General features: G+C 28.0%; 16 protein-coding genes. 9 read left to right on the top strand and 7 right to left on the bottom strand.

From position 1 onward, the window contains the following. Positions 1-101 precede the first annotated feature (101 nt). A complete protein-coding gene (locus BUC03_RS06420; RefSeq protein WP_073149468.1) occupies positions 102-3,680 on the bottom strand; it encodes a bifunctional metallophosphoesterase/BamA family protein in 3,579 nt (1,192 codons plus the stop codon). A gap of 224 nt (positions 3,681-3,904) precedes the next feature. Between BUC03_RS06420 and BUC03_RS06415 the strand changes: the two genes are divergently transcribed. The 4 genes from BUC03_RS06415 (at position 3,905) to tamL (ending at position 14,117) form a co-directional block, all read left to right on the top strand. After that, positions 3,905-5,770, top strand: coding sequence for a tetratricopeptide repeat-containing sensor histidine kinase (locus BUC03_RS06415; protein WP_073149466.1), 1,866 nt, complete (start codon positions 3,905-3,907; stop codon positions 5,768-5,770). Beyond that, a complete protein-coding gene (locus BUC03_RS06410) occupies positions 5,771-6,442 on the top strand; it encodes a response regulator transcription factor (RefSeq protein WP_073149464.1) in 672 nt (223 codons plus the stop codon). Between the two features lie 364 nt (positions 6,443-6,806). After that, the gene (locus BUC03_RS06405; protein WP_084112840.1) at positions 6,807-11,816 is read left to right on the top strand and encodes a translocation/assembly module TamB domain-containing protein; all 5,010 of its coding nucleotides are present in this window, start codon (positions 6,807-6,809) and stop codon (positions 11,814-11,816) included. Next, entirely contained in the window at positions 11,817-14,117 is a 2,301-nt protein-coding gene (tamL, locus tag BUC03_RS06400) for a translocation and assembly module lipoprotein TamL (RefSeq protein WP_073149460.1), read from the top strand. It abuts the gene before it with no gap. A gap of 9 nt (positions 14,118-14,126) precedes the next feature. On the opposite strand, the gene BUC03_RS06395 is transcribed toward tamL, so the two are convergent. Beyond that, entirely contained in the window at positions 14,127-14,828 is a 702-nt protein-coding gene (locus BUC03_RS06395) for a hypothetical protein (RefSeq protein ID WP_073149458.1), read from the bottom strand. Positions 14,829-14,938: 110 nt separating this feature from the next. On the opposite strand from BUC03_RS06395, the gene BUC03_RS06390 reads away from it, so the two are divergent. Then, positions 14,939-15,793, top strand: coding sequence for a phosphatase PAP2 family protein (locus BUC03_RS06390; protein ID WP_073149456.1), 855 nt, complete (start codon positions 14,939-14,941; stop codon positions 15,791-15,793). On the opposite strand, the gene BUC03_RS06385 is transcribed toward BUC03_RS06390, so the two are convergent. The 5 genes from BUC03_RS06385 to BUC03_RS06365 all read right to left on the bottom strand — a co-directional run bounded on the left by BUC03_RS06385 (position 15,790) and on the right by BUC03_RS06365 (position 21,291). Beyond that, positions 15,790-16,650, bottom strand: a complete 861-nt coding sequence (locus BUC03_RS06385) for a formate/nitrite transporter family protein (protein WP_073149454.1) — start codon at positions 16,648-16,650, stop codon at positions 15,790-15,792. The two genes, BUC03_RS06390 and BUC03_RS06385, sit on opposite strands and share 4 nt — an antisense overlap. Positions 16,651-17,156: 506 nt before the next feature. Beyond that, positions 17,157-17,873 (bottom strand): LytR/AlgR family response regulator transcription factor, encoded by a 717-nt coding sequence (locus BUC03_RS06380; protein WP_073149452.1) that lies wholly within the window; start codon positions 17,871-17,873, stop codon positions 17,157-17,159. Between the two features lie 5 nt (positions 17,874-17,878). Further along, on the bottom strand, positions 17,879-18,202 hold the full coding sequence (locus BUC03_RS06375; protein WP_073149450.1) for a histidine kinase: 324 nt from the start codon (positions 18,200-18,202) through the stop codon (positions 17,879-17,881). A 2-nt stretch (positions 18,203-18,204) separates the two neighbouring features. Continuing rightward, a complete protein-coding gene (locus BUC03_RS06370; RefSeq protein WP_073149447.1) occupies positions 18,205-20,574 on the bottom strand; it encodes a PAS domain S-box protein in 2,370 nt (789 codons plus the stop codon). Between the two features lie 300 nt (positions 20,575-20,874). Further along, the gene (locus BUC03_RS06365) at positions 20,875-21,291 is read right to left on the bottom strand and encodes a response regulator (RefSeq protein ID WP_073149445.1); all 417 of its coding nucleotides are present in this window, start codon (positions 21,289-21,291) and stop codon (positions 20,875-20,877) included. Between the two features lie 204 nt (positions 21,292-21,495). Between BUC03_RS06365 and BUC03_RS06360 the strand changes: the two genes are divergently transcribed. The 4 genes from BUC03_RS06360 to BUC03_RS15175 form a co-directional block, all read left to right on the top strand. Further along, positions 21,496-22,872, top strand: a complete 1,377-nt coding sequence (locus tag BUC03_RS06360) for an NAD-dependent succinate-semialdehyde dehydrogenase (protein WP_073149443.1) — start codon at positions 21,496-21,498, stop codon at positions 22,870-22,872. 133 nt (positions 22,873-23,005) lie between these two features. Next, positions 23,006-24,721, top strand: coding sequence for a tetratricopeptide repeat protein (locus BUC03_RS06355; protein ID WP_143159148.1), 1,716 nt, complete (start codon positions 23,006-23,008; stop codon positions 24,719-24,721). 271 nt (positions 24,722-24,992) lie between these two features. Beyond that, entirely contained in the window at positions 24,993-26,069 is a 1,077-nt protein-coding gene (locus BUC03_RS06350) for a helix-turn-helix transcriptional regulator (RefSeq protein WP_073149439.1), read from the top strand. A 276-nt stretch (positions 26,070-26,345) separates the two neighbouring features. Beyond that, the coding region (locus BUC03_RS15175; protein ID WP_159432702.1) for a hypothetical protein at positions 26,346-26,527 on the top strand (182 nt) is incomplete at its 3' end.

The following is a 26,527-nucleotide window of genomic DNA, read 5'->3' as shown; positions in this document are numbered from 1 at the left end:
TGAATTATAGATTTTTTCGGTTGAAATTTCTAAACAAAAGTTGAAATCATAAAAAAAGCGTGAAGAAGTATTCACGCTTTTAAAACTTTATGATTATTATTTTAAAACTTAAACCCTAAGGTGAAAATTACTCGATTGCCATCTTCACTATGGTAAAATCCTAAATTACCGGTAAATGCCTGAAAACCGTTTACAAATACAGAGCCTCCATAACTATTGTGCCATTTTTCAGAATTATCATTATCTAGCCAAACACGTCCATAATCAAAACCTGCAGTTACCCCTAAACGTATAGGAATAAAATTAGTTCTAAATTTTGTAATACCTACTCTTAAATCTGTAGTTTGATAATATGAATATTTACCATTAAAACGCTCATTTCTGTAACCTCTTAAGCTATTGTTACCTCCAATAGTTGCGCCGTGGTAAAACTCATAGTTATCTCCTAAAATAGCTTCACCTTCAATTTTGGTTGCAATTACGGCTACACCACTTGGGTGTAAAGGATAATCTAAAGAGATGGTTGGCTTTATGTATCCAAATTTATTGTCATTACCGTTTATGTTAGTTTTATAACCACCAACTAATTTATACTCCATACCACGACGAATAAAAGAAATTTGTCCTGGTTTATTTTTAAATTGTAATCCTATTTCTGCACCAGCATAGGTTTGGTTATCAAATAAATCATTATCACTATTAAAGAACTCACCTGTGGTTTGATTAGCTTCATATTCTACTTTATAAGACTCTATAGAAGGTTTAAAATATGCACTATAGCCTAATTCTTGTCTCCATATTAGTGAAGGAGCAATACTCCATTGGCTTACGCCAACTCTGTTATAATCCATAGTTACATTATCTTCATAATATGTAGTTTGATTACCGTAACCAAAAAAGTTCATCGCGTAGGTAGGACTAGTAAATTTAGCATCTATCCCTAAATTTAAATCTTTAAAAATATGAGCAAACTCTCCATAATAATTAAAAGAAAATCCCTTGGTGGCTGCATGATAACGAGCATCAAAAGTATGTTGAGTAGCAAACGGATTGTTAGCCAAGCCATAAGTAGTATAAGTGTCATTTACTCCAATTTGAAAACCTGCATCTTGATCAAAAGCAATGCTTGGTAATACTACGTTTTGGTTAGAAAGTTTTTTGTCTGGATTGTAATTATTAATCTCATAAGAATCTACTAACCATTTTTTACCAGCTTCTACAATAGTATTTTTTTTGCTTTTATAATCATAAAGCTTAGCATTTCGTTTATTTTTAAAATTATAGATGTCGTTTTCTTCACCGCCTATAACCTTTAGTTTAATATAATGATCTCCGTCTCCTTCAATTTTAAACTCATCGTCTCCATCTAAACCATAAATCCAAATTTGATTGGTTTCATCTTTTTTATAAACTTCATCAAAAACTAGTTCATTATCTTCATTATACATTTGTATTTGAGTAACTCCTTGTTTTTTTCTAGTAATTATAAATTGATCGTCATCTTCTGTACCAATTACAGTTTCAAACTTTTTTTGATAGAGGTAATAACGTTTAGCAATATCTACAAGATTATTTTTACGAGCTTTTAAGTCTTTTACAATTTGCTCTATACTTTCATCTTGTACATCTGTAGGTAAAGCTGCAAATGCCGCATCTATTTTTGCTTCGGTTAAATTGTTTTGTATATATTCTGCTTGGGTTTTCCATTCTTCCCAAGTTGCACCATTAATAAATGCTTTATCTAGAGGGTAACCTGCCAGATTTAACCATTTTACACTTTTTATATCTGGACCAAAAGTTTGCATAGGTCTAAAAAGAGGAACTCCTAATTTAAATAAGTCTACCGCTAAGCCGTCATATTTAGAGAATACTTGATCTCTATCTCTAGGAATAACTTTGTAAATTTTCTTTCCGTTTTCCTGCTCAAATTCTGCCCATCTCCATTGGTCACTGTGTCTATCCCAGTCTCCCATTAGCATATCCATTAAACGAGCTCTAATAAATAATGGTTCGTCTATTTGTATGTCTTTAGATTCTTGTACTTCTAAATACATATCTGCAGTACTTAAAATATCATCTGCATCACCAAAGTCTTTAAAGCTTTTGTTCTCATCTCCAACGTGTTCTTCAAGCATGTATAGTTTATCACCATAATCTTCATTAAAAATACCTATATTCTTCTGTTTAGGTAGGTAATAAATTTTTGGATTAGCGTGAAAGATATTTACCGCATCTAAAATATCGTTTACAGCAAAAGGAGCGTAGGGATGCGCGGTAGTATAAAAATCTTGTACAAGATCTTCTGCAATTGTTTTTTGCATGTAATCTCTTACATAATGATCTTTTATAAATGATTGTATAAAACGTAACGCACTTTTTTCTACTTCACGAAGTGTGTATTCGTGATCATCATCTCCTTTAATTCTAAGTGATCTAGATTGGTTACCACCACCTTCACTAATTGCTTTTGGGTTACCTGGTAAAGTATCTATAAATAATACAGGGACTTCAATTTTTTTGCTATATACATCTCTGTAATGATCTCCCCAAAAGGTTTTGTAAATGCCACTTTTATCTGTCTCTTCTTTTTTGTAAACAGAAGCTTTATAGGTTTTACCAAATTCACTTTTTGAGTGGTAACTAACTTCATCTTTAGAGATACGTTCTCGTTTAATAAACTGTTCTCCAATTTTTTCTGAATTACTGTTTTCTACACTATAAAATTCAGCTTTAGAGCTTCCATCTTTAAATACAGTTAATTTTGTGTAGCCTACCTTTAATGAAGAAAAACGTAAATCTTCATCATCTTTTACTTTGTGGGTTTTACTAACGCTTGTACCACTTATAATTTGTGGCAGACCATCATCTTCTATAAACTGAAGATTTTTATCGCTACCAGATATAAATATCACATCTTCAAATTGGTTGGCTAGAGTTTCCATTCTTCCAGCTAATTCTTGCCTTTTTTTACTGTAAAAAGATTGTGAAGTAAAACCTCCCATCTTATCAAAAAAACCTAGTTTAGAAAAACTAAGAACAGGGTGGTGTACTGCTACAATAACTGTTTTGCCTTGTGCATCTTTTATATCATCTTTAAATTCTACAAAAAATTGTTCTCTTGTTTTTATATCGCATTTATTATTAATGTATGGGTGTTTATCCCAATCTTCTAAAAACCATTGAGAGTCTACCATAATAAGTTCTACTTCGTCACTTAAAGACTCGTTTTCTGTAGCGCAGCCATCATCTGGCCAAAAATCAGAGTTACTATTATCTTGTAAAAAAGATTCTAAGTCGTCAATATTTTCATGACCCTCTTTATTCCATTCGTTATAACCAGGACCAAATATTAAATTTCCATTAAAATCTTTCAATGGGTTTAATAATTCTTCTCTCAAGTATTTTTTAATTTCTGCTCTTCTATTTTTTTGGTCTCTTTGAGCAAAACCATCTTTAGGTGTAAGGTTACCAATTAAAAGTACAGATGCATTTTCTGCGGTTTGAGAAGCTTTAGATATAGCAGATAAAACCTCTCTAGATTTAGATTTTTCTTGAAAGCCAGTATTAGATGTAAAAAATATAGTTTTAGAAACTTCTTTGTGTTTCTGTGCTATTGCTACAGAAGAAGAGAATAAACATATGAGTACAAAAATTGAGCTTAAAGAGAGTAGTTTTTTCATATAAATTTAGATGCGTTTGTTTTTAACATTTCAATTTGAAAAAAAATAACCTAACCGCATTTAATTTTAACGGACTATAACACGAAAATTAATTTTATTTAGGAAGATTTTAGAATTTCTTATACTAAACAGGTATTTTTATAGCCTCTTTAAACAAATTTACAATTTTGGTAAAATCAAAATTAAGTCATAATAAGATTCTTCTAATAAGTTTTTTTCTAACAGTGTTATTTTATAACTGTAAAGAAGAAAAAAGAAAACTAGTACAAAGAGAATTAATTAATCACGAAGAGAGAGATTCTATATTTTCTTCGTATCAATTTAGCCAATTAGATTCTGTTTTTAAAATAGCTAAAATAGACGAGAATAATATTTCTGCTTTTAAGGCTTATTCTTATATGTTTAATATATATAAAGATAGCGTAAATGAAAAAGAAATTTCACCATTTATTGATACTTTAATAAATTATGCTGAAAAATCTGAGCTCAAGCTAAATCTAGCAAAAGCTAATTATGATGTAGGTTTATTTTATTACGAAAACGGTTACTCTTACGATAAAGCGTATTATTATTTTAATAAATCTAAAAAATTGTACCTAGATATTGAAGATAGCTTAAACATAGCTAAGTCTATGATACGTATGGCTAGTGTACAAAATAAACTTGGTGATTATGTAGGAAGTCAAAATAACCAAATTAGAGCTCTAGATTATTTAGATTTAAAGAATGAAGAGAATATACAATATTTAATAGGAGGTTATAATTTATTAGCAATCACTTCTTTTAATCAAAAAGATTATGATAGTGCAATACATTGGATTCAGAAATGTATAGATATTAATAACTATAAACAACTTACACCCACACTTATTAATAATAAAGCTATGTTTTTGTTAGAAGCAGGACATATAGATGAAAGTATTGTACTTTTTAATGAATTATTGAATGATACTATTAATAATAATTCTATAAATGAAAAATCTAGAGTTTTAGATAATTTAGGATATGCTAAACTTAAAAAAGGAGATACTAGCGGATTAAAACTTATTAGAGAAGCAATAAATCTTATAGAAAACAGCCAAGCTAGGCCAAGAATTTCTTATTACATTCATTTAGCAAAATACTATCAAGATAAAGATAAACAGAAAGCTGTTTTAAATGCCAAAAAAGCTTTAGCTAGAATACAAGGAGTAGATGATCGTTTAGAAATGTATAAAATTTTAGCTCTTTGTGATGATAAAGAAAGTGACGTGTATTTAACTAAATATTTTGTTTTAAACGATAGTGTAGATAATGCTAGATTAAACGCCACTAATCAATTTGCTAAAATTAGATTTGATAGTGAAATTAATGAACAAAAAATATTAAAACTAGAGGCAGATGGGGCAGAGCGAGCATTAGAAATAGAAAAAGAAAATTCTAGATACATTATTACAATCATAATAATTTTATTTTTATTAATAATGATGATTCTTATCTTTATTATACATAAAAACAGAACTCAAAAAAACAAAAGATTAGCTATTTACAACACAGAAAATAAAATATCTAAAAGAGTGCATGATGAGGTAGCTAACGAGGTTTATACACTAATTAATAAATTAGAACATAAACAAATAACATCTAAAAATGACATATTAGATCACTTAGAAAGTATTTACGCCAGAAGTAGAAATATTTCTAGAGAATATGATAGTTCTGAAATGTTAGAAAACTTTCACAGAAACTTAAACACAATGCTTACAAGTTTTAAAAATGAAAATGCAAATATTTTAATTCAAAACTCTTCTGTAGCATTATGGAAAAAGATAAATAACGATTTAAAGCTAAATATCTATAGAATTTTACAAGAGTTAATGACAAATATGAAAAAGCACAGTAATGCTAATGTAGTTGTAATTTCTTTTGTAGAACACCCGAAAATATTAGAAATAAAGTACAGTGATAACGGGAAAGGTTTTAATTTAAATAAAGAAAGCGCTAGTAACGGTATAAATAATATAAAGTATAGAATATCTGAATTAAACGGTATTCTGAAATTTGAGAAAACAGAAAAAGGAACTAAAATGATTTTAAAATTTAATTATTAAATGTCTAGAATCAATAAAGTAATTATAGCTGAAGATATAAAAAGCATTCACTTAGGTTTATCTAGTATCTTAGAAAAATTTCATATAGAAAAAAGAGATTTTGTTCAATACTGTGATGATGCGTATATAATGATAAAAAAAGCAGTAAAAGACAACTCTCCTTATGATTTGTTGATTACAGATTTATCTTTTGCCAAAGATCATAGAGAAGTAAATTTTTTAAATGGAGAAGATTTAATTAAAGCTGTTAAAAATGAAAATAAGAACATTAAAATTCTTGTATTTTCTATAGAAGACAGATTACATAAAATAGAATATTTTTTTAACCACTTAGAGATTGATGCATATGTATGTAAAGGCAGAAACGATCAAAAAGATTTAGAAAAAGCAATTAAAGCAATTAACCAAGGAAATAAATACTTTTCAAAATCATTAAGTAATCTTTATACCAATAAATGCCATCAAGAAATAGATAATTATGATATAGAACTTTTAAGAATGTTAGAGCAAGGTTACAATCAATCAGAAATTTCTAAAATTTTTAAAAGAAAAAAAGTGTCACCATCAAGCACAAGTACTATTGAGAAAAGAATAAATAACCTAAAAAATTATTTTAAAGCAAAAAATACTATTAACTTAATCGCAAAATCTAAAGATCTAGGTATAATTTAATAAGAAAGATTAAAAACAATCTAATTTTACGGTTTTCCGTAAGGCTGTTATCTAAACATAGTCTATATTTGTTATGTGTATTTATACATAAGATTTAATAAAAAGTAAGGCTGCTAGCCGTTTTATGCTTAACGCATAATTCACAACAAACCGCTGCAGGATTTGTTGTATAGGTGAAAACAGGTACGTGGGGTAAATTTGTTTTTAAGCAGCCCTTACTTATTATTCTTTCAAAATTTAACTAAATTTCAACAGTTAAGCTTTTTTTCCATCAAATCTACAGTCTATATTGCCCTGTAATTAGGATTGTAATTTGACAAATAATAAAAACACATCAAAAAAGAAGAAATCTAGCCTTTATAAAGTGCTAAAAATCTTTTCTAGGATTATTTTAATCCTAATTCTGCTATTTATATTATTAGTCTTTTTCATAAGAAGTCCTTGGGGGCAAAGTATTATTGTAGATAAAGTAACTAATTATGTTACTAAAAAAACAAATACTACTTTTAATATAGATAAATTATTTATCACTTTTTCTGGTAATATAAATCTAGAAGGTCTTTATATAGAAGATGAGGTAGGTGATACACTTGTATACTCTAAAAAATTAGAAGCAGATATACCTCTTTGGCCTATTATTAAAGGTAACTCTTTTAGTTTAGATTATTTAAAGTGGCACGGAGCTAAAGCAAATTTAATTAGAAAAGACTCTATTAACGGTTTTAACTATCAATTTTTAATAGATGCTTTTACTACAGCAGATACTACACAGACTACAGCAAAAAATGAAACTTCTATAGATATTTTTATAGGAAATATAGATGTATCTGAAATTAATTTTACTTATAAAGATTCTGTTTCTGGAATAGACGCCCAATTAAATCTTGGTAATTTAAACTATAAAGGAGATTTATTTGATCTTGAAAAAATGAATTTTGAAGCAGATGTATTTAAAATAGAAAATACAACTGTACAATTAACACAAACCAAAATCGTAACTACTGTAGATACTACTTCTAGCATACTACCTAACTTTAGAATAGGAGAAGTAGAATTAAATAATGTAAAAGCTAGTTACAAATCTTCACCACAAAACTTAAGCGCAAAAATCAATTTAAAAGAATTTTATGCAGAAATACCACAAGTAAATTTAGAAGATCAAATTTTAAATTTAGATCAACTTGTATTAAACAATTCTATAGTAAACATTCAGTTACCAAAATCAGAAACTAATCAAACAGAAACTACTAACTCTCAAAATCTATCTATACAAGAAATTTGGCCTAGTTGGAGGGTAAATGTTGCTAATATTAGTTGGTTAGATAATCAAATACTGTTTAAACAAGGAGAAATCTATCAACAAACCAATCAATTTAATCCACAAAATTTTGATATAGAACATTTTAATTTTGTTGCAGAAGACTTAGTATTAACAGAAAACCAAACTGCTAATATTCAAGTAAATCAATTTCAGTTCCAAGAAAATGTAAGTGATTTTAAGTTAAACCAATTATCATTTAAGAGTAGCTTAAAAAGAGATAGTTTTACGTTAGAAAATATAAAAATAGCCACAGGTAATTCTCAATTAGCAGGAAATTTATCTGCAAAATATTCTAGTTTAGATGAAGTTCTTAAGAATATGAACTCTGTTCACCTTCAAACAGAGTTACATACAATTCATTTAGACCTAAAAGATATTTTTAAATTTAATCCAGATTTAAAATCTAATCTATATTTACAACAATTAAGTTCTGTACCAATAAATGGAACAATTACTGGCTCTGGAAATCTAGAAAACTTAAAAGTTAACTCTTTTCATTTAAATTGGAACAATACCCATATCTCTACCAACGGGACTTTGCAATCTATCACCAATGTAGATCAACTACAATTGGTTTTAAATAATATAAATATAACATCTACGAGAAAAGATTTAGTAAATTTTGTAGATGAAAAAGAGCTAGGTATTTCTATCCCTAATACGGTAAGTCTTACAGGTAATGTTAGTGGTGGTTTGTCTAATATAAAAGCAAATGCAAAGTTATTAATACCCGAAGGTAGGGTAGAGTTGGTAGGAAGTTATAAAAATGAAAAAAAGACTTCTTTTGATGCAGAATTAAAAACAGTAGAATTAGATTTAGGTAAACTACTACAAAATGAGAGTTTAGGAAAAATCTCCGCAGAAATTAAAACAAAAGGTGATGGAGATCATATAAATAATTTAAATGCAGAATTAACTTCTAGCTTTACCAAATTAACTTATAATGCTTACGATTTATCAGATTTAAAACTCTCGGGTAATATTACCAATGGTACAGGTGATGTAGATTTAGTTTTTAAAGATCAAAATATAGATTTAACAACCAAAGCCACTGTTCAATTAGATTCTGTAAAACCTAAAGTAGATTTTAACGTAGATTTACAAGGTATAGATTTACTTGCTTTAGGCATAAGTAATAGAGATATACGTGCCAAATTACTATTAAATGGGACTTACCAAGGTGCTCCAGATTATTTTACCGTAGATGCAAAAATAGAAGAAGCCGTTGCTGTGTATGAGGAGAGCCCTTATTATATAGGTAATATAAACATTCATTCTCAAATAGGCCAAGATAGTACGGCAGTAACCGTTAAAGGTGGTTTTATAGATTCTAAATTATATTCTAATGCTAGTCCGGCAGATTTTTTAGAGGCATTAGAGCGTCACGCAACTCATTATTTTAAAACCCCAAAAACACAAGACTCTATTAAAAAACCTGTCAATATTTATTTTGAAATAAATATTACAGATAGACCCATTATTTCTGATGTATTAGCTGAAGGAATTAAAGAAATGGACAGTATTCATCTTTTAGTAGATTTTAAAGAAGCAGATAAAATATTAACTGCAAATTTTAGCATTCCTTATCTAAATTATAACGATAATAAGTTAGATAGTTTAGAGTTTAAATTAAATTCTACCAAAGAGTCTGCAAATTTTAATTTAGGATTTCAGGGTATAGAAGCAGAGCCACTGGCAATAGAAAAAACTTTTTTTGAGGGTAAAATTACTAAAGACACTTTACAATTAGATTTTAACTCAGTGAAAGGAGAAGATGTTCTGTACCATATATCTTCTAATATAAGTGGTAAAGACAATAAAATTCATTTTTCTATTAATCCAAATCGTTTAATATTAAACAAAAATAAATGGGAAGTTTCAAGTACCAATTTTGTAGAATTTGGAGACAATACCATTAACTTTAATCAGTTCTCATTCAGTAGAAACAATCAAAAAATTGCTTTTAAAAATAATTATGAAGTAGAAGCACCACATATGGGAGTTACTTTTCAAGATTTTAAATTATCTACAATTTTAGGTTATTTTAATCAAGACCAGTATTTGTCTTCAGGCTTAATGAAAGGAGATTTTGTTATTGTTAATCCGTTTGAAGATCTGGGGTTAATTGCAGATTTAGATATTCAAGATTTTAAAGTAACAGATGTGGCTTTAGGTGATTTAGCAATCGACGCATCTTCTAAAGGGGCAGGTAATTATGATTTAAATTTAGCATTACTAGGCGAGCAAATAGATTTAGATTTGCAAGGAGATTATATAGCACAAACTACTGCTGCAAAATTAGATTTTGATTTAAATATCTCTAAGTTAGGTTTGCCTTTATTAGAACAATTTTTTGAAGGAGAATTAGAAGAAACTAAAGGAGATTTAACTGCGCAAATAAATATTAGCGGTACCACCACAGAACCTAAATATTCTGGAGAGTTTGGTTTTAAAAACACTAATTTTTTAGTAACTAAATTAAACTCTAAGTTTTCAATTTCTGATGAAAAAATAAAACTAGATAATAATGGTGTTAACTTCTCTAGATTCTCTGTTTTAGATGAAAATAATAACGAATTTATAATTAGAGGAGATATAAATACTTCAGAAAGTTTGATAGACCCTACATTTAATTTAAAAATAAACGCAGATAATTTTCAGGCTCTAAACTCCACCGCAGAAGATAATGATTTGTATTATGGAAAAGCAATTTTTGATTTAAGAGCCAAGTTAGCAGGAAAGCTTAGTTTCCCAAAACTAGATCTTAATTTTACAGTTAAAAAAGATACAGATGTTACGTATGTATTACCAATTTCTCAAGTAGGTATAAATGAAAGAGATGGAGTAGTTGTATTTGTAAACAAAGAGAACCCAGATAACATTCTCACCAAAACAGATGAAAATGAAATATCTGCAGTTCTTGCAGGGGTAGAGCTAACCTCAAAATTAACTGTAGAAGATGGAGCAACTTTTAATGTAATTATAGATAAACGTACGGGAGACAATTTAAAGCTTATAGGTGATGCTAATTTATTGTTTAATATAGATAGAAGCGGAAGAACCACTTTAAGCGGAAGATACCGTATAAACGACGGTCATTATGAGATGAATTTGTATGGTTTGGTAAAACGCAAGTTTAATATAGCAAACGGAAGTACAATTACGTGGACGGGAGACCCTATGAATGCAGATTTAGATGTGAAAGCAATTTATGCACTAGAAACCTCTGCATCTTCTTTAATGGCCTCTCAAACTAGTAGCTCAAGTTCTACTACACAAGACCAATATAGACAACAACTTTCATTTTTAGTCTATTTAAATGTAGGGGGAGAGTTGCTTCAGCCAGAATTAAATTTTGGTTTAGATATGCCAGAAGAAGATCAGGGTGCTATTAATGGTACAGTGTATACGGTTGTAAATCAAATTAATGAACAAGAAGATCAATTAAATAAACAAGTATTTTCATTACTAGTTTTAAATAGATTTTATCCAGAATCTGGGTCAGATGGTAGTAGTGGTGGGGTAGAAACCGTAGCTAGAGATAACTTAAACCAAGCATTATCAGATCAGTTAAATGTTTTTTCAGATAAATTAACAGGAAATACAGGAATACAATTAAATTTTGGATTAGATAGTTATACAGACTATCAAGGTAGCTCCCCTCAAGATAGAACAGATTTAAGCGTAAGCGCACAAAAGAATTTATTTGATGATAGATTAATTGTAAAAGCTGGTAGTGATATAGGCTTACAAGGAGAAGCTGCTACTGGAGAAGAAAACCCAGTAATTGGTAATGTAAGTATAGAGTATTTACTTACAGAAGATGGAAGGTGGCGTTTAAAAGGGTTTAGAAAAAGTTCTTATGAAAATATTATTGACGGACAGGTTTTTGTAAACGGAATAGCACTTATTTTTACTAGAGAGTTTAATGAATTTAAAGAGTTATTTAACAAATCTGCTTTAGAAATTAAACAAGAAGAAAGAGAGAAGAAAAAAGAAAATAGAAAGAAAAATAAAGCCAACAATAAAGCTAAAGAAGAAGAAGAAAATTAAATGAACTTGCCTAAAATATATAAAATATTAATTCTGTTATTAGTAAGTATTACTATATACTCTTGTAGTGTACGTAAATACATACCAGAAAACGAATATTTATACAGAGGTGCTACTATAAATTATATAGACACCGTAAATACTATTTCTTATAATGAAGTAAAACAAGAAGTAGAGAGTGTACTTTACCCTCAACCCAATTCAAAGTTTTTGGGAATGTACCCTGGTTTGTACTTTTATTATAAAGCCCAGAGAGAAAAACCAGGTTTTATCAATAAATTTTTAAACAAGAAAATAGGAGAAGAACCTGTATATTATTCGTCTGTAGAGTTAGAAGAAACAAATGAATTAATCAATAACAGATTAGAAAATAACGGTTTTTTTTATAACAAAATTTCTTCTGAGAGCATATTAGATTCAGTATCTAAAACAGGAAAAGCAAAATATACAATAGAATTAAAAAAGCCATATGTTTTACAAACGTTTAAGTTAGAAGAAGACAGTTTGTCTATTGCAGATTCTTTAGAAATAGTTTCAAAATTAAAAACAGCTTTAAAAAAATCTAACATTCAAAAAGGAATGCGTTTTGATTTAGCTGCATTAAAATCTGAAAGAGAGAGATTAGATACATATTTAAAACAAGAAGGTTATTATAATTTTAATAGTGACTTTTTAATTTTTGAAGCAGATACCAATGTTTATAAAGATAAACGTTTCGATTTATATTTAAGATTTAAAGATAACGTACCAAGCAAATCTAAGGTACCCTATAAATTAAACGACGTAGATATTTACCCTAATGAGTCTATAGTTACACAAAATCAATTAAAAGATACAATTACTTTAGATAGTTTAGATTTTATTGAGTCTGGCACGTTTTTTAAACCCAAAAAACTCTCTCCTTACGTATTATTAAAACCAGGGCAACGTTATAACCCTACACTTTCAAAATACACAAGTAGAAGATTATCTTCCATAGGGACTTATAAATTTATAAATATTAGATATGAAGAAAATGACACCCTAATTCACAAAGATGGATTTAGGTATTTAGATGCTGTTATAGAGCTTTCTCCTTTAAACAAAAGATCGTTAAGAGCAGAAACACAATTTGTTACCAAGTCTAATAATTTTACGGGACCAGGTATAGGTTTAACATATACTAATAGAAACTGGTTTAAAGGAGGAGAACAATTAAATATTAGTGGAAACGTAGGTTATGAGCGTCAATTCTCGTCAGGAGATCAATCAGGTTTAAGTAGTTTAACCCTTGGTTTAGAAGCTTCCCTAACATTTCCTAGACTTTTGTTTCCTATCATAGATGTAAATAAAAGATTTAAATACAGCATACCTCAAACAAAAGTTAGTATAGGCGCAGATTATTTGAATAGAAGTGAATATTATAGTTTAAATTCTTACAACACATCATTTGGTTATATCTGGAAAGCTAATAGATATATTACTCACCAACTAAATCCAATTAATATTAATTACTTAAAGTTAGGTAATATTACAGATGCTTTTCAAACTATTTTAGATGAAAATGAATTTTTAGAAAAGAGTTTTGAACAACAATTTATTGCTGGATTAACTTACAGTTTTACTTATAGTCAATTAGTAGATACTTATAGAAAAGGAGCTTTTAAATTTGATTTTAATTTTGATATCGCTGGTAACACTTTAAGTTTATTTGACCAAAAAAGTAGTGATGGTAATACAAATGAATTTTTAGGGTTGGTTTACTCTCAATATATAAAAGGTGATATAGATTTCAGCTATAAGTACAAGCTTAACGATAAAGGTCAACAATTAGTAGGAAGAATTTTTTCTGGATTAGGGTACTCTTACGGTAACTCTGAAGCTTTACCTTACGTAAAACAATATTTTTCTGGAGGTCCGTATAGTGTTAGAGCTTTTAGTATAAGAGGAGTTGGTCCCGGAAGCTATGAACCAACCGAAGATACAGATGATTATAGTGCTTATTTTGATAGAGCTGGAGATATTAGACTTGAAGCTAATTTAGAGTATAGATTCCCATTATTTCAGTATGTAAACGGAGCCTTTTTTACAGATGCGGGAAATGTTTGGTTGCTAAGAGAAAATGAAGATTTACCAGGAGGGGAGTTCTCTTCTAATTTTATAAATGAATTAGGAATAGGAGTAGGGCTTGGTGTAAGAGTAGATATTCAGGGGTTTGTAATAAGACTAGATTTGGCATCACCCATAAAAAAACCGGCTAAATCATTCAATTTTGAATATGATTCGCCGGTATTAAATTTTGCTATAGGTTACCCTTTCTAGCTATCTATATTAGTTAATCTTAGTAAAACCTAAATTAATAAATCTTACAGATGCAGTTTCATTAGTTGAAGCTGTTCTGTTAATAACATATCGTAAGTCAATTTCATCACCATCAGCAAATTCATATAAAAATGATCCTGAAGTACCCCAGAAATCTTGAGAAGGTAAATTAACATTACCTCTATTTACATAACCAATAAGAGTATTATTTTGATAAACTGCAATAATATATTTTCTACTTCCTGCAGGTAAATTACTAGTAGAAATACCAGCAGTAATATTATAAATACCATCTTCTTCAATACGAATCTTACCGTCACTAATTACTGTAAAATAATCACTATCAATATAAGATACATCTGTGTTACCTATTGGTAACTGAAAAAATGCATTACTTCTTAATAGAAAAGTTCCAGTACTAGATTTATTTAATAATAAAGTAGGAAGCTTAGATTCACCTAATATAATCCACCCAGAACCATTAAACATATAAAAGGCATCTCTAGTTGTATTATATACTAAAGCACCTTCTAGTGGAGTAGGTATATTGTTCATTTGTGTTTGCGTCATTCTAGGAGGAACAAAAGCTCCAACACTACTATCAACTTGAAAAGCAGAACCATCATCTGGATTAGTTGTACCAACTGCTACCTGTGCAATGGCTAAATAACTAGTAAACAAGAATGTGATTGAAAGTAAAAAATTTTTCATTTTGTCAAATATTTTCGTCAAAAATAATATTTTATATTCAATAAAGATATAATTTATGTAAAATTTAAGGGGTTTTTAAAAAATAAATATTTCTTTTGTTAAGAAAAAGTATGCAGAAGTTTAATTTTCTTTTAGTTGTTAGTTTTTTTCTAGTAAACCAATCTTTTGGTCAGATTGATTCTCTGCAAGTTAAAACTCCTCAAAAAATAACTACTTGGGAACTAGCAAAAAACGACGCAGGTTTAATGTGGGGAGGTTTTAAGCAAGTTTATACAAGTCCTTTTCAATGGGATCAAGATGATTGGGCAATTGCTGCAGGAATAGCTATTGGTACTGCTGGTTTAAATATAATAGATCAAGATGCCCATGATTATTTTGCAGATCAAGAAGAAAAAATACCTGGTGTTGTTAAAGAGTTTGGTTGGTATTTTGGTAGTCCGCAAAACAATTATGGTGTAAATAGTGCTATTTACCTTACGGGATTATTTACTAGAAATAAAAAATTAAGAAAAACAGGAATTTTAATGATTTCTTCTGCAAGTGCAGCAGGTTTAATTCAAACCATAAGTAAAACAGCCACAGGTAGAGCAAGACCAAATGCAGGTAGTAAAGCAACCTTTAGGCCATTTAGTAAAGAGGGAGGTTATCATTCTTTCCCTTCAGGACACACAATTTTATCTTTTACTACTTTTTATGCATTATCTAAACAATTTGATAATATTTGGGTAAAAAGTGCATTAATTGCTGGTGGTATGGTTTCTCCCGTTTCTAGATTATGGGCAGAAGCTCATTGGTTAACAGATATTGCTTTAAGTACAGCATTAACCGTAGTGGTGGTAGATTCTATAGATAAATATTTAGATAAAGCAATGAGTAGTGACCCTGCTTATATAGAAAGAGAAAAGAAAATTTCTTGGCAATTACAATTTGGAGGTAATAGAATAGGAGTTATTGGTACTTTTTAATTTATATCTACATTGTAAATAAATGCTCTGTATTTTAATAAAGCAACAAAAAACGCACCTCCTATGGCATTACCAAATAATGCTAAAGATTGAAACCTAATATAATCTAAAAACTCAATATTTTCAGAAGAAATCATCCCTGAAAATACTTCTACATTACCTATAATGCTATGGTGCAAACCTGTAAAAGACATAGTGCCAGTTATTAGAAAGATTATAAATATTCTACTAATAGTTTCTGTAGCAGAAGATAATAACCAAGACAAAAGCCCCATTAACCAACCTGCTAAAATAGCACTAATTAAAATTGTAAACGAGTCTGGTTTAATTACATGAAGCGCAATTGTTTCAATAGTTTTTATATCAAATAATTTTAAGTTGGGTCCTATCCAAATTAATGTAAGTGCTATTAAAAATCCACCTATTAAATTACCAAAAATAACCAAAGACCATATTTTAAATAAACTGTTTAAACTTCGTTTTCTATTAAGTACAGGTAGTGTTAATAGAGAAGTTTGTTCTGTAAACAATATAGATTGACCTAGTATTACAAGAATAAAACCAATAGGGTATACTAGAGCTATAGCTTTAAAAATAGTGGTTTCACTAAATTTATCACTCAAAAAATAAAATAAATTACAAATAAGTAAATAACTAAAACCAATTTCTAATCCTGCTGTTACAGAGCTTAAAATTATACTACTAGGTTTTTTATTGTAAGTTTCTTGTCCCTCGCAAATTTGCTCTTTCAAAATCTCTCCATGAGATTTTTTGGTACTATTATTTTGTTTGGACTCTGATGCGGAGTTGTGAATTTCAGAATCTATATTTTTTTGGTTACTTTCTTCTTTAGTCATCTTACGTATTAAAATAGGAAGATACCTTGAAGTATTGAGTATGAAAAGAAATAAGTATTTTTTTAACAAGAAAAAGCCGGTTTAATATTTTTAAAAACCGGCTTGGAACGTGGGGTAATTTAGTTAACTGTCAAACAAATCATTAACTAATTATGGTTATTTACTATTATAATACTATAATAGTTTTAACAAGATCAAATTTATAAGTTTTATTTGGTAAAATATTACGTATTAGATAAGTAAGTACTTATGTCTAGATGAATGGCACTTATTTGTAGATAAGTAAAAAAATGTATTATTAAAAATTCACTAGAAAAGTTAGTTATGGTCTTTTTAAAAAAAACAAAAGCCGAAAGACTTCTCTTCCGGCTTCAAAAAACCAATAAAAACTTATGAAATAAGTTACTTAACCTATGCTCAAATATAGATAAGTTTAAGACTTATTTAATTCATATTTCGCTCAACTGCAATTTAGTATAGATGACTGGTATACTAATAACGTTTAATTATAAAAGATTAAGACGCTTCATTAACTCAGGGCGGTTTGATCTACTTACAGGAATTACATCTTTTTCAATTAAAACACTATTATCTTCAATATCAATAATTTGTTTAGTGTTTATTATATAAGATCTATGAATTTTTAAAAATAAATCATTAGGTAATTTCTCTTCAATCTTTTTTAATGTAGAGTGTACTGTATAATTTTTGGAGGTAGTTTTAATTAAAATATAATCTCCTTTTGCTTCAATTAAATATATAGTTGGAATATCTATTTTAATTAATCTACGATCTATATTTACATATAGAAATTTTTCATTTTCTTGATTAATTTCTTCATTTTTAGAAGAAAGGCTTGGTTGAGTAGATTTATTGATACTTAAAACTTTATTTACAGATTTATCAAACCTTTCTCTTGAAATTGGTTTTACTAAATAATCTACAATACAATCATACTCAAAAGCTTCAATAGCAAAATTTCTATCAGATGTTGTTAAAATTATTTTGGGAGGGTTTTTTAGTGTTTGTATCAATTCAAAACCATTAAAGGTTGGCATATGTATATCTAAAAAAATAAGATCTGTTTGATTTTGATTTAAGTATTTAATAGCTTGAATTGCATCAGAAAATTCAGCATCTAACGTTAAGTTTTTATTTTCAATAGTAAATTGCTCTACAATAGCACGAGCCATTGCTTCATCATCTATAATTATACAGTTCATAAAGTTTATTTTATTTCTTCAATAAAATTGATCATTGCATTTAGAATTTCTAAAAATTCGTCTTTTTTAGAAATATTTTCAGCTTTTAACTCATTTTCATACTCATTAGCAAGTTTGTAGCTCAATTCTAGGCCAAAAATACTAATTTTATGTTTAAGCTTATGCACATCGTTAGCTGCTAACTGATATTTTTTATGATTTAAATTCCATAAATATTGTTCTACTTCTTTAGGTAATTCTTCTTTAATAATGTTTATCAATTTAGCCTCAAATGCTAAATCTCCACCTGATAATTGATTAATATATGAAAAGTTTGGCTGTTCGTTCATATTTATTTTGCTATGGTAAAAAAGAATGTAGTTCCTTTTTGAAGCTCACTTTTTAACCAAATTTCTCCTTTGTATAAATTTACTACTTTTTTAACTATGCTTAAGCCAATACCTGTAGACTTTTCGTGATTGCCAAGAGAATTAAAGATTTTAAATATTTTTTCGTGGTGTTCTTTTGCAATACCAACACCATTATCTTTTACCGAGAATGTATATTGGTTATTATCTTCTAGAAAATCTATTTCTATAATTCCTTTTTCTTTATCTATATAGTTAACGGCATTGCTTATTAAATTTTGAAAAACTTGCTGAATTCTTGTTTTGTCTATTTTTATAGTGGGCAATTTTTTACATATTTTAATACTAATATGTTCTGGTATGTAAATAAGTTCTGCAATATTGGTTACTATTTCATTTAAATTGACAGGTTCTTTACTTAATATGTCATTTTCTATGCTAGAATATTTAAGAATATTTTCTATAAGATGATCCATTTTTTCAACCTTACTCTGCATCAAATCTAAGTTAGTTAGGCTATCTTCTCCTAATTTATCTTTAAAGTCTTCTTTAGTCCAGCTAAGTAATGCTGATATGTTACGCAAGGGAGATTTTAGATCATGAGAAACTATATGTGCATATTCATTTAAATGTTCATTTTGTTTTTCAAGGTTAGATAATAGTTGTTCTTTTTGTTTTTCTAGTTCTTTAATTTTGGTGATATCTAGGTGTATACCAATAGAACCTATTTTATTTCCTTCTACATCAAAATTTTGCGTGGTACTTACTAACCAATGTCTAATGTTACCAGATTTATTTTTTACAGCTAACTCATAAGTTTCTATACTTTTAGGGTCTTTGTTTTTAATAGTGAGATCAAATATTTTTTTAGATTTTTTTGTTAAAAACAAATCGGCAGCTTTCTTCCCTAAAAGTTCTTCTTGTGTATAACCACTCATTTCAGAAAAACTTTGGTTAGACAGTACAATATTATCGTGGATATCATTTTCTAATAAGCCTAGATTCATGTTTGCTATAATATTGCTGTATTTTTCTTTTTGAGCCTGTATACTTTCTCTATATTTTTTTTGAATTGTGATATCTGTATAACTCCATAAATGACCTTTATAGATTTTTTTATGATAAATAGGAATAAAATTTCTTTCTATAACTCTACCGTCTACTAAATGTAATACATCATTTAAAGCTATTTTTTTATTTTGTAAAAGTTCATTTATTCTATTTATAAACCCTTCTGGATTTTTAAAGAACTTTTTATTTTTTTGTGTAGCACTAATGCAATCTAAGCCATTTAAAGATTTAGGAGTTTTTTTAATATTAAACATATTACAAAAACGCTCGTTTACTAAAACTATTTTTCTGTTTTCGTCTTCTAAAAGAATACCTGTTTGAAGGTTTAAAATTAAAGCTGCTAATCTATTTTCAGATTCTTTCAATTTTTCAACAGCTTCTTTTTCTTTAGATATATCTTCAATAGTTGCTACTTGATAAATACTTTTCCCGTTATCTTCTACTACTGCTTTTGCAGAGGTTTTTACCCATATTATAGTTCCATTTTTTTTAATATATCTTTTTTCTACAGAGTAATTATTTATCTTACCATCTCGTAAATTTTTTAAATGCTTCATAGACCATTGTCTATCTTCAGGATGGGTAATTTTTTTGGGATCTATAGCATTAAGTTCTTCTTCTGTATAACCTAGCATTTTAGAGAGCGTCTTATTAGCTAATATTAACCCATTAAAATTAGATTTAGATAAACTTATACCTATTGGAGAGTTATCCATAACAATATCTAATTGCCTTTTTTTCTCTTCTATTTGTTTTTTTAGTAAAGTTTCATTTGTAATATCTCTTGCAATACCTTGTGCTGCAATAGGCTCACCATTATCATTATACACAAGACTAGCATTAACCTGAACAATTTTTTCTTCATTATTTTTAGTGAGAATCTTAGCTCTATAATTAAAAAACTTGCCTTTTTTATATAATTCTTTAAATGCAGATTTAGTATATTCTATATATTCTGGTCGTACAAAATCTATCACTTTTAACTCTTCATCTCTGTCTTTTAAACCAAATAAATTTACGGCAGCATCATTAATTTTAATGGCATAACCATTATTATCAATAACAATATAAGCATCTAATATGTTTGCAAAAACGCCTTCTAACTGTGTGGTTTTTTCTTGTAAATGTTTAGATAGTTTTTGGTTAGATATTTTTAAAGCTTCTGAAAGTTCTAATAGCTGGTTTGTTTTTTTTTCTAGTTTACTTTCAGCTTTTTTTCTTGCAGATTTTTCTTGCTGCAATGCATTTTCAAGCTTTTTTATTTTAAGTAATAATTCTTCCATGTTATTTATAAAGAATTTTTATTCTAGCATTTGTATTGTTAACTAACTATAATTAACAAAGGTTTATTTTTGAAAATAATGAAAATCATAGGGTCAATATCTAAACAATTATAAACATAGCTTATTATAATAAATTATTAGGTAGTTGTTCTTGTCTTTTTAACTATAAATAGAAAATATTATTTTGAGTGCAGGTTAATTAAAAGATAGGTTAACTTATATTTATATACGTTATAAACAAAAATGGTGATTTTTTATATAAAAAATCACCATTAAATATCTATAATTTGTAAAACTGTATTAGCCTTTAATAAGTTCATTGTGGCTCCAATACTCTAATAAAGCTTTAAGCTTTGTAACATAATCATCATACTTTAAAGGTTTAATTACGTAGCCTGCTATACCAGCTTTGTAGCACGATAAAATATCTTTTTGATTAGCAGAAGTACTTAAGATAATTACAGGTAGGTATCTTAAAACTTCATCTTTCTTTAAAATTTCTAGAAACTCAATACCATTCATTTTAGGCATATTAAGGTCTAATAAAATAATATCTGGCAAACAAGATTCACCACAATTTAGATAATTTAGTGCTTCTTCACCATTTTTAGCTTCAATAAGAGTGTGTGGTAATTGAGCGGTAGAGATAGTACGATTAAGTTTCATCACTTCAATCAAATCATCTTCAATTAATAAAATTTTTAATTTATTTCCCATAGTGATGTTAAGCAGGTTTTAAAAAAACAAATATTATGAATAAGCCTAATATAACCTTAAATAATCGATTAATAATAAAACGGTGTCGTTGAATTGTGTTTTACTTTCGTTAAATGGTTTTAACATAAAAACTAAAAGAAATGTTACCTAACATATTATTGGGAAGGTTTCTTTATTAGTTACTTAATTTTATAAAAAAAAGTTATGTCAAATCAAATTAAAACAATTAATCCAGCAACAGAAGAAGAATTAAAATCTTATTCATTAATGTCTGCAGATGAAACGGCAAAAATCGTAGAAGATTGCCATCAAGCCTTTTTATCTTGGAAAGATGTAGAATTAACAAAAAGAGCAGAAATAATAAAATCTATAGGTGAGTCTCTAAAAAAGTATAAACCAGAGTTAGTTGAATTAATGACTCAAGAAATGGGTAAGTTACTGAAACAAGGAGAACAAGAAATAGATTTATGTATTGGTATTTGTGATTTTACTGCCAAAAATGGTCCAGAAGAATTAAAAGATGAAGAAAGAGTATTACCAAATGGAGGAAAAGGAGTAATAACACATTCTCCTATTGGTATTGTATATGGTATACAACCTTGGAATTTTCCAACTTATCAAGTTATAAGATACACTATAGCTAATCTTATGGCGGGTAATGCCGTTTTATTGAAACACGCCCAAAATGTTACTGGCTCTGCTTTATTAATAGAAGAAATAATTAAAAAATCAGATTTACCAGAAAATTTATTTAGAGTTTTAATAATAGATCACGAAGAATCAGATAGAGTGATAGAAAATGAATTAGTGAGAGGAGTGACTCTAACAGGTAGCCCAACTGCAGGTAAAATTATAGCAGAAAAAGCAGGTAAGCAATTAAAGAAAACAGTGTTAGAATTAGGTGCTAATGATGCTTACATAGTATTAAAAGATGCAGATTTAGATCTTGCGGTAAAAACTTGTGTACAAGGTAGAATTTATAATAACGGCGAAACTTGTGTTGCTGCCAAAAGATTTATTGTAGAAGAAGAGATATACGATGAATTTAAAGAAGCCTTTGTAGAGCAAATGAAACAAGTAACTTACGGAGATCCAACAGATAAAAACTCACAATTAGGTCCTCTTGCACGTAAAGATTTAAGAGATCAATTGCACGAGCAAGTTACTAAAAGTGTAGAAAAAGGCGCTAAAATTTTATGTGGAGGAGAAGTGCCTAATAAAGAAGGTTATTATTATCCGGCTACTGTTTTAGAAAATTTATCTATAGGTATGCCAGCTTATGATGATGAGCTTTTTGGTCCCGTAGCATCTTTAATAAAAGCAAAAGATGAGAAAGATGCGTTTAAAATAGCTAACAGTAGTCGCTTTGGTTTAGGTGGAGGTATTTTTACTAAAAACGAAGACAAAGCAATAGAATTAGCCAAATATCATTTTGATACAGGTATGGTAAATATTAATTCTTACGGATTAGCTCATCCTAATATGCCATTTGGGGGAGTGAAAAACTCAGGTTACGGAAGAGAGCACGGTGGTTTTGGAGTAAAAGAATTTACCAATGCTAAAGCTATTTTATTAAATTAGAAGAGTATTTAATCGTTATTTTAAAAAGCCTGAATTAATATTCAGGCTTTTTTTAGTTACTAAAAAGTAAATTGTTAATTTTTAGCTAGTTTATTTTAACATTTATGAATTTAAAATTTCATCTTTGCTAGCCATGATGAAATTAAAAATTTTTGTAACTATTGTTGTCTTCTTTTTAAGTCTAAAAAGTTCATTTGCGCAATACAAACAAATGCTTAATCAGCCATACCAATATAGGGTAGAGGCTATAGATGAGATGTACAGAAATACTATTAATAATAGTAAAATTGATTCATCTTACATCTCTATGTATTGCAATGAAATAAAAGATTATGCTTTTAGAAATGATAATATAGAACTTGCTCTTGAAGCAGATTTATTAAAAGCATATTCATTTTGGTTTATCTATGGGAAAACTCAACCTGATTGCATTGAAAATTTTTTTTCTGTAATACAAAAAAGCAAAAAACATAAGGTAGCTCATATCGAAATACGTGCTCAAAAGGTAATTGCAACTCATTATTGGCAGTATAAAAATTACGAAAAAGCTTTTGAGTGGTTATTATATCTTTCTAAATCTTTAGCAAAATTTAGTGAACAAGACTTTCCTAATATGGCTGAATATTATAATTTTATTGCTAGATGTTATTATAGTTTTAAAGACTATAACCAGGCTCTATATTATTACTGCAAATCAAGCGAACTAAAAAAAACTAAATTTAATTTTTCAGAAGTAATAGAAGCTCAAAATACTATAGGCTTATGTTACCAAAAATTAAATCAATTAAAACTTGCAGAGCAAGAATTTTTAAAGGTAATAAATGATTCTTCACAGTTTAAAAGTGACATATGGAAAGGTATTGCTACAGGAAATTTAGGCTTTAACTATTATTTACAAAATAAATACCATAAAGCTATTCCTCTATTTAACAAAGATATTCATAACGCTTTGCAAATAGGAGATTTTGGTTTAGCTGCAGGATCTGCAATTCCTTTAGCAGATATATATTTAAAACAAAATAAATTACAACAATCTAAACAAAAAATAGACAAAGCTAGATTTTTTATAAAAATAACTAATCAAAATGATAGGTTGGTAAATTTATATCCTATTATAAGTAAATGGTATGCAGCTAATAATGAACCAGCAATAAGTTCCTTATATATAGACTCCACTGTTAATGCCTTAAATAATTATAATGGAAAATACAGTGCTTTACAATTATTAAAAGCTAATCAAAAAGTTGAAGCTATAGATAGAGAGTTGGCATTAGAAAAATTACATACAAAAAGCCGTTTGAGAATATATACACGTAATATTATCATTATTGTTATTTCTTTATTGTTGTTATTTTCTTTGTTAGTTTACTGGTTTAGAGGTAGGTACCTTGTAAGTCAGCAAAAAATTAAAGAATTGAAAATAGAAAAATCTGAGAGAGAATTAATTCAGGCAAAAAACCAATTACACCAATTAACTTCAAGAGTTCAAAATGAGCAAAAAATTATAGAGAGTTTACAAAAAGAATTACAAACTAATAGTAATCAAAAATTAATAAGTAAACTGAAATCAAAGATTATTATCACTAACGAAGATTGGAGTAAATACCAAAATTTGTTTGAAGAAGTTTACCCTAATTTTTTAAGAATATTAAAGAACAATTATGAGCAACTTACTCCATCAGAAGTAAGATGTCTTTGTTTAGAAAAACTAGAATTATCTAATAATGAAATGGGGTTAATATTGGGTATTTCTGCCAATTCAATTATGGTAACTAAACATAGAATTAGAAAAAAATTAAAAATATCTAATCAAAAAGATTTAAAATTACTAATAAAAAGTATTGGATAAGAATCTACTTTTTGATAATATATAGTTTCCCTTATAAATTTTAAGTATCTAACTATTAGGTTTTTATAAAATGTAATGTTTTTGTAAGGTGCTTTTTATTTTACTTATTTAAAAATTACCCATTTTTATGGGTATGGTAAAATCAAACAACAATAAATAAACTTTTATAATTATTGTTAATAATTATTATAGCTATTCTTTTCTTGCTAATAGTTTGATAATACTAAATAATTAGAGATAGATAAGGCTATAAAAACTCAAATAACTAATAATGAAAATAAATAAATGGTCACATTACATTAAACCAAATTTAAATTATTTCAAAAACGGTTTTTTTGAATTTCCATTTTTGGCAAATACACCAGAGTTAATGGTACAAGCCACAATAAATACACCAGGAAGTAAGCATGATAGTAAAGAGCAAAAAGTATCTAGAAATAATCCTTTTGTAAAAGGGACTATGCATTATCGTAAAATAGATGAGGGTTGTTGGCTTACTATTACTAATGTAGAATTTAAACAAAACACTCTAATTAAAACTTTTTATGAGCAAAATATACCTAGTGAGCATTACACTCTTACCTTTACTAGTTATGAAAGTCAAGTAAAACTTCAAAATAAATTTATAGATCAAATTCCTTTTCAAGATAAGTTTTGGGGCTTTAAAAAACCTGGTACAGAGGTAGGGGCTTATTTTTATAAAGGGTCTAAATGTGAATTTTATATATATCATTTTAGCCCAAATTGGATTAAACAAAACATCCCTTTTCATAAACTTGACAAAAACCTTGCTTTTAAAAAATTTTTAGATTCAGACAAAGGTTTTATTGCTTACCAAGATATAGTTCCTAACGCAGTTCAACTATCTCACGAAATAGAAAATACTTTCAAAACATTTAATGATAATGTTTTTAGTGATACCCTTTTAAAGGCACAAACACTAAATTTGGTTTCTCTTTTTTTTAAAAATGTTTTTGCAAAAAGTAAAAATCAAAATTATTCCTCAAAAAATACTATAGACTACAAAAAAATGTCTGAATGTGAACGTTTAATATCTAATGATTTAACAAAGCCATTTTTAGGAATTGAAGTCATATCAAAAAAACTAAATATCTCTCCATCAAAGCTAAAAAAAGATTTTAGGTTGGTTTATGGTACTTCTTTATTACAGTATAATATAGATAAAAAAATGCAATTAGCTATGCAGTTAATTTTAAATACCAATATGCTAATTAAACATGTTTCTCATGAAATAGGTTATGATAGTCCTAGTAAATTTACCGCTAGTTTTAAGAAAAAATTTCACAAACTTCCTTCGCAATTTCGTTCAAGTGTGGTTCAAAGCTAATATTACATCACATTAAAAATATTCAACCTACAAGATTATTATTAATTAGCTTAAACAAAACAAGATTAGTGAAAACTATTCTTGTTTTTTTACTTATGGCTGACTTAGATATAGATTAAAATATAAGAAATCTACAAATGTCTTATTGGGCTATTGATTTGTCTTTATTGGATACTCCTTTAATATTTTATAAAATATTTTTGTTAAAGCTTTAATAAATAAGAACTAAACTACAAAATCATAATAAACAGAGTAAAACTTAATACCTTAATCTTAATGAAAAAAAAATACGTATTTCTATTAATAATTCTTGTAAGTTTTTTTACAACACTACAAGCTCAAAACATTCTTTACGTTAACAAAAACGTAAGCGGAGGTACAGCAGATGGTAGTTCTTGGGCCAATGCTATCCCAGAATTAGCCGATGCTTTAGTTTGGGCAAAACAAAATGAAGCTAC

The sequence above is a fragment of the Mesonia phycicola genome (assembly GCF_900141885.1).
Lineage (GTDB): Bacteria > Bacteroidota > Bacteroidia > Flavobacteriales > Flavobacteriaceae > Mesonia > Mesonia phycicola.
This window is presented reverse-complemented; position numbering and strand designations above follow the sequence as displayed.